Origin of the sequence: Hymenobacter sp. BT730 (assembly GCF_030542105.1) — a bacterium.
Taxonomy (GTDB): domain Bacteria; phylum Bacteroidota; class Bacteroidia; order Cytophagales; family Hymenobacteraceae; genus Hymenobacter.
On sequence record NZ_JAUOFB010000007.1, the window covers coordinates 146,226 to 159,697 of the forward strand.

Annotated in this window: 7 protein-coding genes and 1 pseudogene; 5 read left to right on the forward strand and 3 right to left on the reverse strand. The window is 52.7% G+C overall.

Features of this window, described 5'->3' with window-relative positions; all coding sequences use genetic code 11:
• Nucleotides 1-63: 63 nt before the first annotated feature.
• The 3 genes from Q4G72_RS16070 to Q4G72_RS16080 all read right to left on the reverse strand — a co-directional run bounded on the left by Q4G72_RS16070 (nucleotide 64) and on the right by Q4G72_RS16080 (nucleotide 3,410).
• On the reverse strand, nucleotides 64-1,191 hold the full coding sequence (locus Q4G72_RS16070; RefSeq protein ID WP_303312444.1) for an efflux RND transporter periplasmic adaptor subunit: 1,128 nt from the start codon (nucleotides 1,189-1,191) through the stop codon (nucleotides 64-66).
• A gap of 61 nt (nucleotides 1,192-1,252) precedes the next feature.
• Complete coding sequence (locus Q4G72_RS16075; protein WP_303312445.1) at nucleotides 1,253-2,779, reverse strand: TolC family protein; 1,527 nt, start codon at nucleotides 2,777-2,779, stop codon at nucleotides 1,253-1,255.
• Nucleotides 2,780-2,798: 19 nt separating this feature from the next.
• The gene (locus Q4G72_RS16080; protein WP_303312446.1) at nucleotides 2,799-3,410 is read right to left on the reverse strand and encodes a TetR/AcrR family transcriptional regulator; all 612 of its coding nucleotides are present in this window, start codon (nucleotides 3,408-3,410) and stop codon (nucleotides 2,799-2,801) included.
• A 242-nt stretch (nucleotides 3,411-3,652) separates the two neighbouring features.
• Between Q4G72_RS16080 and ispF the strand changes: the two genes are divergently transcribed.
• The 5 genes and pseudogenes from ispF to Q4G72_RS16105 form a co-directional block, all read left to right on the forward strand.
• Nucleotides 3,653-4,132: a 2-C-methyl-D-erythritol 2,4-cyclodiphosphate synthase gene (gene ispF, locus Q4G72_RS16085; protein WP_303312447.1), complete on the forward strand. Its 480-nt coding sequence runs from the start codon at nucleotides 3,653-3,655 to the stop codon at nucleotides 4,130-4,132.
• 96 nt (nucleotides 4,133-4,228) lie between these two features.
• Nucleotides 4,229-5,923 carry a M28 family peptidase gene (locus Q4G72_RS16090; RefSeq protein WP_303312448.1) on the forward strand — a complete coding sequence of 565 codons (1,695 nt, stop codon included), beginning with the start codon at nucleotides 4,229-4,231 and terminating at the stop codon, nucleotides 5,921-5,923.
• A 128-nt stretch (nucleotides 5,924-6,051) separates the two neighbouring features.
• Nucleotides 6,052-7,452, forward strand: a complete 1,401-nt coding sequence (locus tag Q4G72_RS16095; RefSeq protein ID WP_303312449.1) for a LutB/LldF family L-lactate oxidation iron-sulfur protein — start codon at nucleotides 6,052-6,054, stop codon at nucleotides 7,450-7,452.
• A 792-nt stretch (nucleotides 7,453-8,244) separates the two neighbouring features.
• Complete coding sequence (locus Q4G72_RS16100; RefSeq protein WP_303312450.1) at nucleotides 8,245-10,641, forward strand: T9SS type A sorting domain-containing protein; 2,397 nt, start codon at nucleotides 8,245-8,247, stop codon at nucleotides 10,639-10,641.
• A gap of 1,646 nt (nucleotides 10,642-12,287) precedes the next feature.
• A pseudogene (locus tag Q4G72_RS16105) lies at nucleotides 12,288-13,472 on the forward strand (hypothetical protein); the annotation flags it as partial.

Sequence of the window (13,472 nt, forward strand, 5' to 3'; positions counted from 1 at the left end):
AATATGGTCTTTGCGGGGTGGACGATACTCACCGGCTCAACTGGGGCCAGGAGTGATATTTCTTTATAGACTAACCGTCTGTCCTTCGTTCAGATTCTGATACCCGGCCGAAATCACCTGATCATTGGCTTTCAGGCCGCTGGTGATTTCTACTTTCCCGTTGTAGGTGTTCCCGGTCTGGATAATGCGCTTGGCCGCCACTTTCTGATTGCCTTTCTGCTCCACTACCAGCACGTAGCTGTTTTGTTCGTCCTTCTGCACCAGATCAACGGGCAGCACGGTGGCGTTACTTTGCGCGTAGTTCTGGATGCGCACCGTGGCTACCATGTTGGGGCGTAGCTGAGCGGCTTTGCTGCCCACAGCCCGCAGCTCTACCGCAAACGTGCGGCTGGTGGGGTTAATGGTGCGGCTCACCGTGCGCACGGTGGAGGTAATTTCTTCGTTGCCGAGGTCCGGAATGGTGACCAGGGCCTGGTCACCGGCCTTGATGCGGCTGGCATAAGCTTCTGAGACATCAGCTACAATCTTGCCGCCGCTGCTGCTTACCAGGCGCACCACCGGCACGCCGGGGTTGCCCATCTCACCTACTTTGGCGGGCACCTCATCTACGGTACCGCTGAAGGGGGCCACTACGTTGTACATAGCGCGCTGGCGCTGCTGGGTAGCCAGGCTGCGCTGCAGGGCATCATAGTTATTCTTGGCTTGCAGGTACTGAATTTCGGTGCCAATCTGCTGTTTCCAGAGACGCTCCTGCTTCTGATATACCGTGCGGGCCAGGTCCAGGCGGGTACGCAGCTCGGCAATGCCGGATTCCAGTACAGCGGCATCCTGGGTGGCCAGTACCTGACCTTTGCTTACCCGGTCGCCGCGCTGCACGCGGATGTTGGTAATCATGGCCGGTACGCGGGGCGACACGTTGGCATTTTCATCAAAATCTACCCGACCCTGTACTTCCAGGTAGCTTTTGAAGCTTTCAGGTTTTACGTTGATAACCGATACGGGCGTAGCCTGAATGGTAGCCACGGCGGGCTTACCGGTTTTGGCTTCCAGATCAGCAATTTTGGCGGCGTTGGCGGCTTGCTCTTTTTTCAGTTCGGCCAGCTCAGCCGCGGGGTCTTTTTTGCCGCCGCAGGAAGAAGCCAGCAGGGCGAGGGCCAGGACGGCCGCCGAAGTAGTATTGGTAAAGTTCATGAGGGAAAAGCGGTTCGCTTTCATCAGAGGACGGGAGTTTATAGTGGGTGCCAGCGGCTGCTTATTTCTGGGCCTGATAGAGGCTACCGTTGGCTTTGGCGTAGTCTACTTTAGCCACCAGTACATCGTAGAGGGCCGCGTAGTAATTGGTCTGAGCCTGGCGGAGGTCGGTTTCAGCGGTAATCACTTCCAGGTTAGAGCCTACGCCCTCCTGGAATTTGATTTTGGAAACGCGGGCCACTTCGGTGGCCAGATCCAGGTTGGCTTTCTGGTTATTCAGCACGTCCAGAGAGTTCTGCAGGGTGGTTTCGCCCTGCTGGCGCTGCAGGTCAATGCCCTGCTGCAGTGTGGTGAAGCCTTTGTTTACCTGCTCCAGGGCCAGCTTGGCCTGCTGGATAGAGTATTTCTTGCGGAAGCCATCGAACACGGGCACCTGCAGCTGCAGCCCCACATTGCCGAAGCCAAACCAGTTCTGGTTGATATAGCCAGCGTCGTTGCGGGAGTCGGGGCCACGGAACTCCATAAGGCCACCAAAGGTCGGATCGGAGCCAGTGACGCCATAGGCTGCGTTCAGACTCAGCTTAGGCAAATAGCCCGAGCGGCGGTTGCGCACGTCCAGCACGGCTAAGTCGCGCTGGGTTTCCAGGACGGAATACTCAATGCGGTTGCTATAGTTAAACTCACTACCCGTTTGTACGCTGGTTTGGGCTTCCGTAATGGCGGCGCCCAGAGAATCAGCCAGCACAATGGGCTGGCGCTGGTCCAGGCCCATCTGAAAGCGCAGCAGGTCCACGCTTAGGTCCACCAACCGCTGTGCTTTCTGCTGCTCAATTTTCAGGTTGTTGGACTGCACCTGCAGGCGCTGCACGTCCAGCTTCTCCACAAACCCTTCTTTATAGGTTTGGGTGGTCTGGTATAATAAGGTGTCCAGACGATTCACGTTGCGGGCCAGAAGCTTCAGCCGCTCCCGGGCTACCAGCGTGCTGTAGTAGGCCTTGCTGACCTGCTCTACTACGTCAATTTCGCTTTGCTTGGTCTGTTTCACGGAGAGTTTCTCGTACACGCTGGCCGCCTTCAGGCCCAACAGATACGAGCCATCAAACAGCAGCTGCGAAGCGGAAATGGCGGCATTACCAGCATACTGCAGGCCAAAAGCCAGTGGCGTAGGGCCGGTTTGGGGTGCCTCCCCGTACTTGGGCTGCAGCACCACCGGGCCGCTTTGGGCCTTTACAATATCTTCCTGGGTAAGCGTAGTACCCGAAAGGGGGGCGCCACCAAAGCGGGAGAAGTCAACCAAGGACTTCTGCAGCTTAAAGTTGTCTGTAACTCCGGCTGCGCCATTGATCTGGGGCAGGCCTGCCGAGCGGATTTCGCCCACGCGGGCCTTGGCTACCTGCTCATTCAGGCGGGTAGACTGCAGCGTAGACTTGTTCTGCAGGGCGTAGTCGATGGCCTGCTGCAGCGTCAGGGGCATGGGGGAAGCGGAGGCAACTGCTTGCCCTGTGGAGGGCGTCTGGGCCAGCAGCTGGTGCAGCCCCAGAAAACCCAGCACCGCAAGCAGCAACAAAAAGCGAAGCGTGTTTTTCATATGATAGAGTAAGGGAAGCCTATGCTTCCGTCGCCTGACGGTATTCATTAATGAATTGGTGGCCTTTCAGCGTGGAAAGGCCAATGAGAAAGTGCTCAATCATGGCTGAGTTCACGCGCTGCAGGCCAAATTGCTTGGGCGGAAACACCACGTTGTTAAACATCAGCTCGATTTCGGCCAGGTGCAGGCGGGACAGCACCTCTACATCCAGGTCCGGACGGTACAGTCCCTCATCCATCCCGCGGTGGATATTGGCCGCTATTTTGGCCAGGATAAAGGTGTTTTTGTGCTGATCAAACAGTTGCCAGGCCTGGGGATAATACTTCTGTAAGTCGTGAAAAATACCGGGGTGGATGTTGGCCAGCATATCCCGGTGCCAATCAATCATATTGAACATGGCTTCCAGCGCGTTAGCACCTTTCGCAAACGCCATTTCGCAGTCTACCTCTTCTTTTTGAAGGTGTTGCTGCATCACGGCCAGCACAATCTGGTCTTTGTTTTCAAACCACTTGTAGAGCGTCTTCTTGGACATGCCCAGACGACTAGCTATGTCGTCCATCGATACACTGCGGATGCCATTCCGCATAAACATCTCCACTGCTCCTACTAAAATCCGGTCTTTGATTTCCATTTCGGGAGCAAAGGTACAATGGAAACTTTGTATGGCTTCATAGTTTCCATTAATTTTTTTCTATGTCTTTAACCGCCGTATGTCGCCTGTTTTATTTCTGACGCACCACCCCGCCATTTACTTTAGCGCCCCGCCATTTTTTGGGTAGTTTTTCCTCCAGGACCATTCCTTGGGCTGCCAGACCGCAAAAACGCGTCGGCCGTTGTACCTTGGCTTCCCATATTTTCTTCTTCCCTGTTTTTATGAAAATTCGCACCGGCTTCGGGTACGACGTTCATCAACTCCGCGAGGGCCTCCCCTTCTGGCTCGGCGGCATCCAGATTCCGCATACTCACGGGGCACTGGGCCACTCCGATGCGGATGTGCTCATCCACGTTATCTGCGATGCGCTGCTGGGCGCTGCCAACCTGCGCGACATTGGCTACCATTTCCCCGATACCGACCCGCAATACAAAGGCATTGACAGCAAGCGCCTGCTGGCCGAGGTCATGCGCCTGTTGCGCGAAAACAACTACCAGGTCAGCAACATCGACTCTACGGTGTGCCTGGAGCAGCCCAAGGTGAACCCACACATTGCAGAAATGCAGCGCGTGCTGGCGGAGGTAATGGGCATTCCGGCCGAAGACATTTCCATCAAGGCTACCACCACCGAGAAGCTGGGCTTTGTGGGCCGGCAGGAAGGCGTAGCCGCCTATGCCTCTGTATTGATTACCAAGTCTTAGAAACCGACTCCAGAATTTTTCCCGGCCGCGTGCAAGCTTTCTCCCAGGCTTGTGTCTTTGGTCCCATTCTTCACTTCTCCCCGCATTCACTTTTGTATGAAGCATCATTCTCTGTATGCCTTGCTGCTGGCTACCCTATGCAGCACCGCAGCGGTGGCCCAACAAGCCCCGGCCAAGCACAAGATTAAGGTTAAGCACAAGCCCAAAACCGAAAAAACCGCCGCGCCTGTAATGGAAACCGCGGCACCGGCTGCCGCACCAGTTGCTACGGCCGACTGGAAGCAGACCTACGCCGAAAGCATCACGCAGGAAGACCTGCGCCGCCACCTCACCGTGTTGGCTTCCGATGAGTACGAAGGCCGCGAAACCGGCGAGAAAGGCCAGAAAATGGCCGCCGAATATATTGCCAAGCGGTTCCAGGAGCTGGGCCTTACCGGCCCGGTACCCAATTCGGACAACCCCTACATCCAGCATTTCACTATGGTGCGCTCCAGCTGGGACGCTGCCAAGGCGCCTACGCTGAAAGTTGGTGGCCAAAGCTTTAAGTGGCTGACTGATTTCTACGCTTCCGGCAGCTCACCTTTCCAGGAAGCTACCACCGTGCAGCCCGTGTTTGTGGGCTACGGCATTGAGCAGGGTGACTACTCCGACTACACCGGTCTGGATGTGAAAGGCAAGGACGTAATTGTGCTTATGGGCGAGCCGATGAAAGACGGCAAGCCGCTGCTGGGCAAAGACGGACAGCCCAGCAAATGGGGCAAGGAGTACCGCTCCAAATCAGCGTTGGCTACGCAGAAAGGCGCCCGCAGCGTGTTTTTCGTGAGCTTTAACCCCAACGACAACTTCACGAAGACGGCTGCCCGCATGACGCCGTACCTGCAGAAGCCCACCATCTCCTTCGCCGATGCCAAGGATGCCCGCGCCACCACGTTCTTCGTGTCGCCGGCTGTGGGCTACAAGCTGCTGGGTACTAATGCCGCCGGCATTGCCAAGTATGATGCTGCCCTGAGCAAGGCAGGCAAGCCGGTGAAAGCCAGCTTCAAGCCGGCTAAATTCACGGTGACGGCCCCCAAAACGCAGGAGCAGTTCACTACGGAAAACGTAATGGGCTACCTGGAAGGCACTGATAAGAAGGACGAAGTGCTGGTGGTATCCGCGCACTACGACCATGTAGGCATTATTAATGGCGAGGTGTATAACGGAGCCGATGATGATGGCTCAGGCACGGTTTCGGTGCTGGAGCTGGCCGAAGCCTTCACCAAGGCCAAGGCAGAAGGCCACGGCCCACGCCGTAGTGTGCTGTTCCTGACGGTAACAGGCGAGGAAAAAGGTCTGTTAGGCTCGGAATACTATGCCAACCACCCCATTTTCCCGCTGGCCCAGACCGTGACGGACCTGAACATTGACATGGTAGGCCGCACCGACAAGGACCACGAAAGCAAAGGCGACTACGTGTATGTTATTGGCTCAGACAAGCTTTCCTCGGAGCTGCACAGCATCCTGCTGGCCGCCAACGACCAGTACACGAAGATGGACCTGGACTTCCGCTTCAATGACCCACAAGACCCGAACCGCTTCTACTACCGCTCTGACCACTATAACTTTGCTAAAAACGGCGTTCCGGTGGCCTTCTTCTTCAATGGCGTGCACGATGACTACCACGGCGCGGGGGATGAAGTAAGCAAAATCGAATTCCCCAAAATGGAGAAGCGCGCCCGCCTGGTGTTCTTCACCGCCTGGGAGCTGGCTAACCGCGACAACCGTCCGGTAGTGGACTCCAACAAGCCGTAATCCCATTATCGTTTCTCGCTTAATGCGCGGGAAACGATAATTCTCCATCATAAAAACCCGCCGAACCCGTTTGGGTCCGGCGGGTTTTTATCTTTGTTAGTATCCGCTTACCTAATTGCCGCTCTGCCATGAACCCTACTGCCACCAAATCGTCGAAAGCCTCCCAGTTTCTGGCTGATTCTGATGCCAAAGCCTTCGATCTGGAGCACCGGCGCAAAATCCGGTTCAACATTGGCAAGTACAATGCCGCTGTACAGACCGGGCTGGGCTTCTATCAGGACCACGAGCTGGCCCGGGAACGGGCTTCGTACCTGAAATCCAAGGTCATCAACAACCTGGATCAGTACCTGCTGGAGTTTGAGCGGAACTTCACCGAGCGCGGCGGACGCGTGATTTGGGCGCAGAATGCGGAAGAGGCCCTGCATGAAATCGGCAAAATCATGGCGCGCCGGCACGCCCGCACGGTGGTAAAGGCCAAGAGCATGACTACGGAGGAAATTCACCTGAATCCTTTCCTGGAAAAGCACGGCATTGAATCCGTAGAAACGGACCTGGGGGAGTACATTGTGCAGCTGAATGGCGAACGGCCTTACCATATTGTAACGCCGGCCATGCACCTGAGTAAGCAGGACATTGCCAACATCTTTGTAAAGCACCTCGGCATTGCGCCTACGGATGATGCGCAGGAACTGGTACTCACGGCCCGGCGCCTGCTGCGCAATAAGTACACTTCGGCGGAAGTGGGCATTACGGGCGGCAACTTTCTGGTGGCCGATGTGGGCGGCGTGGCCGTGACGGAGAATGAGGGAAACGCCCGCCTCTCCGCTACTTTTCCACGCACGCACATTGCCATAGTGGGGATAGAAAAGGTAATTCCCAGGCTGGAGGACCTGGACTTGTTCTGGCCGCTGCTGAGCACCAGCGGAACCGGGCAACAGGTAACCGTTTATAATACGGTGTATACCGGCCCGCGTCAGCCGCTGGAAAAAGATGGGCCGGAGGAAATGTACGTGGTGCTGCTGGATAACGGCCGCACCACCTTACTAGCCCAGCCCGACAAGCGCGAAGCCCTGAATTGTATCCGCTGTGGCGCTTGCCTGAACGTGTGCCCCGTGTACAAGAACATTGGCGGCCATACCTACGAAAACACGTATTCCGGGCCTATTGGCTCGGTTATCTCGCCTCACCTGTCGGGCATGGCCGAGAATAAGCACCTGAGCTTTGCTTCGTCGCTGTGCGGGGCCTGCACTTCAGTATGCCCGGTGAAGATTAATATTCACAACCTGCTCCTGAAAAACCGCCAGCAGAGTGTGGAGGAGGGACTTTCCGAAAAAGAAGAAACCCGCGCCATTAAGCTTTGGATGCGGGCTATGCTGAGCCGGACGCTGTTCAACCTGCTGCCCATGCGGGCTAAGAATTGGGTACTAATGCGCCTGCTGAGCCAAGTGGGCTGGAGCAAAAGACGCGAGCCGCTGCTGGTGGCAGAGAAGTCGTTTAACAAGCTCTGGCGGCAAGGGAAACGGCCATAGGGAGTATCCTCTACTTTCCTGCGCAGAGGCACAGAATGCCTGCTCTCTCCTATTGAGGAAGAGCAGGCATTCTGTTTTTAGAAAGCTTTATCTGTACAGTAAAAGGGTATTAGTTAAACGGTTGCCTAGAGCGCTACACCAGCAGCATATAGAATAGATGGTTACAAACAATGATTCTTGGCTACAGAATCACAAACACATAACAATCATATTTATAATATAAATTTTCATAATTATCGCAACCTATTTCTAAAACAAGTGTAAATAAAAATGGAAATAATTATTTCTGTATGTCAAAGTGCCTGACTGCTGGGCTTTGTAGTAGTGACAACAGATTGTAATAGTGGGTAGGACTTTTAAAGCGCATATCTTATGTCAACGCTTACAGAACTTACTCTTGCAAAGAGTACAGGAAGCAAAACCACAGGATTTGCTTCTTCCTATTCGTTGAACCCTTCCAGGCATTTCTCCTTCTTTCGTTACGGAAAGGGTATTGCCCTGCTATTACTACTAATTTTCAGCAACTATACCCAAAGCCTGGGCCAAACTCCAGTGTTCAGCTATGGTTTTGAGACTTCCACTGGTAACTCAGCTCTTACTTATATCACAGGGACTGCCAGCCGGTTTGGCCAGATTAATCAACCGCCTGTTGGGGTTACCAATGCATCTCCCCATACAGGAAGTGGTTTAGCCCTAATACAAGCTAACGGACAAACTTATAATGGATATCTCTTCATCAGTCTAGGAAACCTTACTGCCAATACTACTTACGTTGTCACCGTATGGGCAAAGGTGGCTGTCGCCGGAAACTCGGCTAATTCCAATGGCTTTCTAACAGCATATAATACCTCTGACAAAACGGTTGCAGCTACTACCAATGCCTCGGCTATAGTGGCCACCCCTAATACAGCTACTGTAGTAGCCGGGAATGACTATCAGCAGTTTACATTCACCTTCACTACTGGTACTACCAATTTAACCAACCGGTATGTAGCATTACGCTTGTTTAATAATGGCAATGGGACAGGCAATGGCAATAACTTCATGGAAATTGATGACCTAACGGTTGCTACCTGTTCTGGCGTTCCGACGCTGGCGCTAACCCAAACGCAATTCTGTGCAAATGCCTCTCCTTATACATTGGCGGGTGGCACACCGGCCGGTGGCACTTACACTGTAGATGGTGCTGCAGCTACCACTTTCACCCCCACAGCTGCCAACGTTGGTACACATACTGTAGTTTATACCACCGTTTGCGGAAGCAGTACCCCGCAAACTATCACCGTTATTCCTCTACCCACCCTCGCAGCCTTTAGCCCTATTTGCGAAGGATCCTCTCTGACGCTTTCCGGCGGCGCACCAACAGGTGGCACTTATACAGGCCTGGGTGTTACGAATCCTTCTGCCGGCAATTTTGTGTTTAATGCCTCCGGCACGTTAGCCCCGGGAGACTATACCGTTACTTACTCTACCGGTTGTGGCACTGCTTCACAAAGCATTACTATTATTCCAAAACCTACCTTCTCGCAAACTTTCAAAGCAGTATGTGCGGGCACTACGCTTGATTTAGCGCCTTATGCTTCTCCTATTGGCGGTACTTTTTCAGGGCCTGGTGTTAGTTCTGCCGGTGTATTCAACCCCGGTGGGTTAACGGGTACCGGTCCTTTCACTATTACTTACACCACCAACTGCGGTTCTACTACTATTGATCTGAACGTTACGGGTACTTCAGACTGGACCGGTGCTGTGTCAAATGACTGGTCAGATGCCCGGAACTGGTCTAACTGTGTACCCAGCACTACTATTGGTGCCTTTATCCCGGCTTCTGCATCAAACAATTACCCCGTGATTAGCCCGGGCACCACGGTAGCAGTACGCAGCCTGGTAGTGGCAGGCACATGGCTGCCAACCTCAGGGAATATTGATTTACACGGCGACTTAATTATCTCTGGATCAGGGCGATTTGTGCATAGTGGCGGTACCGTTACATTACGTGGCAACAGCCAGATTGTGGGGGTGGCTACTTTCGATAACCTGACAGTGGCCACTACGGGCTCAACGTCTTTGAACGGTAATATTGCCGTAACCGGCACTCTTACTATGCAGAGTGGGGTGCTGAATACAGGAGAGCTAAATGGCTCCGCTGATTTTAGAATTGACTTAGGCACCACCGGTACTCTGATTGAAACAGAGGCCAGCTATGTATTTGCCCGCGTCCGTGCTGAGCGGGTTATTCCTTCTTCAGGCCCGCAAAACTTTGGAGGCATTGGCTTGTCATTGGCCCTAACATCCGGCACTTCCCCCGGCACAGTGGTCGTTAACAGAGTATCTGGCAGTGTTGGCGCCATACAAACCGGCGAGGGAACCAGCCAAAGTATCCAACGCTACTTTGATGTAGTTGCAGTACCTCCGTCAACCGCTCCGTTTATATTATCGGGTACGGTAAACTACCGGCAGGCCGAGTTAAATGGCCTGCCGGAAAACAACCTCCGTGCCTTCCGCTCAGCCAATGGTGGCATTCCCTGGACGCCCCTTCCCAGTACGGTAAATACCGGCAGTAATCTGTTGTCTTTTACCAACCTGACGGCGTTGGGACGTATCACGCTGGGCGACCTGGCCAATCCGCTGCCTATAACGCTGATAGCCTTCAATGCTAAGAGCAGTAATCAGGCAGTACAGCTCACCTGGAGCACGGCTTCGGAAAAGGACAATCGTGGCTTTGGTGTGGAAGTAGCCGCAAAAGGCTCTGACTTTCAGGAACTGGCCTTCGTTCCCTCAGTAGCCGGCAACAACTCTACGGCACTATCTTACGCCTATACCGATGCTACGCCTCGCTCTACTGGCATCTACTTCTACCGTCTGCGTCAGGAAGACACGGATGGCACCGCTACTTATAGTCCGGTACGCTCTGTAACAGTAAGCAACAACGGAACGCAGAGCATCATGGCTTATCCAAATCCATTCCGCCACTCCTTCACAGTAGAGTTGGCTTCGCTGGCCCAGCAACAACCTATCATGGTGAAACTGTACACGCTTACGGGGCAACTAGTATACCATGCTACTCACCAGCTGGCGGCAGGCACCCATACCTTAGAAGTACTGCCCAAGCTTACCGCTACCGGTATTTACAACCTGAGCATACAAATAGGTAACGCACCACCCCAGCATATGCGTGTGGTGCAGGAATAAGTGAAACTGCTCCAAACTCTCTAAGCGGCAGAGCAGGCGAATACTTTTCTTATGAGCAGCATGACCCGGTATGATTCATTCATACCGGGTCATGCTGCTTTTTTGTTTGGCTTCAGTTAAATGTCTTTACCTGACTACTTCTCTGAAGACTACCTGAGTCTGCTTCTCATTTGGCGACATGCTTGCTAAACGATAAGATATGCGGGCTCATGGGCAGATAATACTGCCAAAATACCTGAAGTAACTGAACATAATGTTCAGCCGCAAAATTCAGTTGTATATGTATATGACTATACTTTTCACAAATGCTTATAACCATATATAAGTGATAATAATATAATGGTATTTTAATTATAAATATATAACAAATCAAAGTTTATCATCAAGTAAAAAATTCAACAATCCTCACTTAATCATGGCTGGATTGATTAATAACAATATGATTGAAAAAAATATGAACATGTATGAATGATAATTAAATTTATTCTTCTAATATTATTAATTAGAAAAGGTTACGTTTTTAGCGAGATTCTTCAAAAAAGTAAAATACATAGTTATTTCTTACCAATACGATCATGCAACACGCTCTACCTATTGCAACCACTTTCCCTAGCCTTAGGAGAAAGGGGAAACTACTGAGTGCATTACCGAAGGCCCTTAGAAAAGGGAGCCAAACCTTGTGGCGAGGCGCTTTGCTGCTTTGTCTGCTTCTACTGACTAATGTCAGTCTAAGTATCGGACAGGTATTTTATCAGTCTGGTTTTGAGGGCGGTGACTGCCCAGACACAAACCCAATTGAGAATACTACCTTCGACCCTACCTTTACATATGAAAAAGCAGTAGGGACAACTATTGGGCGGGTGTCACGGAATACAGCTAATGGGTTTAACATCCGTCCTAGGAATGGCTGTTTTGCTGGCCGTATAACCAATGAGGGCACTTCTACTCAGACCTATGATGGCTCTATTATTACAGAGTTGCTCACTTTTGAGCCCGGCTATAATTATACAGTAGAAGTATTTGCCAAAGTATCTTCCACCAGTGGAAGTACTCCCAAGCCCGGCTCCCTGCGCATTATGGGCATTCCAAGTAGCCTAACCCCTACTAACGATAATGCTACTAATAGTGCGAGTCGGGTTATTTATGCGCCTGCAGGCACTACCAGCACTTTCGTACCCACTAACGTTACGCAAGATCTATACACCTCTTTCTCAGGCACTTTCTCTGTTACTGCTACCACGCAATACTATATTGCTTTCAAAATGCAGAGCCCTAGTGTCACTACCGGCGCACAGGCAAAGGATTTTATGATGATAGACGATATCATGATATCGTCTTGCCCAAGTACAACGCTACAAGCACAACCTACTATTTGCTCCACTTTTGCCCCCTTCACGCTAACTGGGGGCTTGCCAATAGGAGGTAACTACTCGGGCCCGGGCGTTACTACACCGGCTCAGAATGGGACGGCGAACTATCAGTTTGACCCTTCTCTTGCAGGTGTAGGTACGCATACAATTACCTATACAGCACCAAATGCCCCTAAATCACAGGGGAATAACAGTTGCCCGCTTTCCGCTTATACAGCTACTCAGCCACTTACAGTTACTGCTCCTACAACGCTACCACCTTTTGCTCCAGTCTGTATGGATGGAACCTCCATTCCATTAACTACTGGTTCTCCGGCCGGCGGTGTTTACTCCGGGCCGGGTGTAGCATTGGTGAATGGCAATTACTATTTCATTCCTCATTGGAATGGGGTTGGTACTCGTACTATTACCTACACGGCTAACGGCTGTTCCGCTTCGCAAACCCTCACAGTAAAAGCCACTACTCTATCTGCTTTTAGTAGCGTGTGTGCTAATGCCGAGGCATTTGTTCTAACGGGTGGAGCCCCGGAGGGGGGGGTATACTCTGGCGTGGGTGTGACCTCTCCGGCCCAGAATGGTACTGCTGACTATCAGTTTGACCCGTCCGCAGCGGGAGCTGGAACCAAGACCATAACCTACACGGCTGATGGATGCTCAGCTTCCAGAAATATCACAGTTATTGCTGTCCCCACGTTAGCAGCCCTCGCTCCTATCTGTGAAGGCACTTCCCGTACCCTTTCTGGTGGCGCACCAGTGGGAGGCAGTTACGACAGCCCCACGGCTGGAGCAGTAACGCAGCCCACAGCCGGAACCTATGTATTCAATGCTGATAAAACGCTGGCGCCGGGTGATTATCAAATTACCTATACTACCAGCTGCGGATCCGTTAAGCAAACTATCAGCATAACTGCCCTGCCCACGCTGGCTGCTTTTACGGCCGTTTGCGTCGATGCGGCTGCCTTCAACCTAAGCGGAGGCCTTCCTACGGGCGGCGTCTACTCCGGCCCGGGCGTAACGCTGGTTAGTGGCACGACTTACCAGTTTAATCCCGCCACCGCTGGGACCGGGAGCAAAACCATTACCTACACCGTCAATGGCTGCTCGGCTACTCAAACTATTGAGGTGAAACCCCTGCCAACCCTCACGGCCTTCCCTGCGGTTTGTGTGGATGCGGCTGCCTTTAACCTGAGCGGTGGAGCCCCTACGGGCGGCGTCTACTCCGGCCCGGGCGTAACGCTGGTTAGTGGCACAACCTACCAGTTTAACCCAGCCGTAGCTGGTGTAGGCACCCATACCATTACTTATACATCTAACGGATGCTCGGCTTCTCAGAGCATTACGGTGAAGACTACCACGCTAGCCGCCTTTAATTCGGTATGCGTAAATGCGGCTGCCTTTGCTTTAAGTGGGGGGGCACCTGCTGGCGGCGTCTACTCCGGCCCCGGCGTGACTACCCCGGCG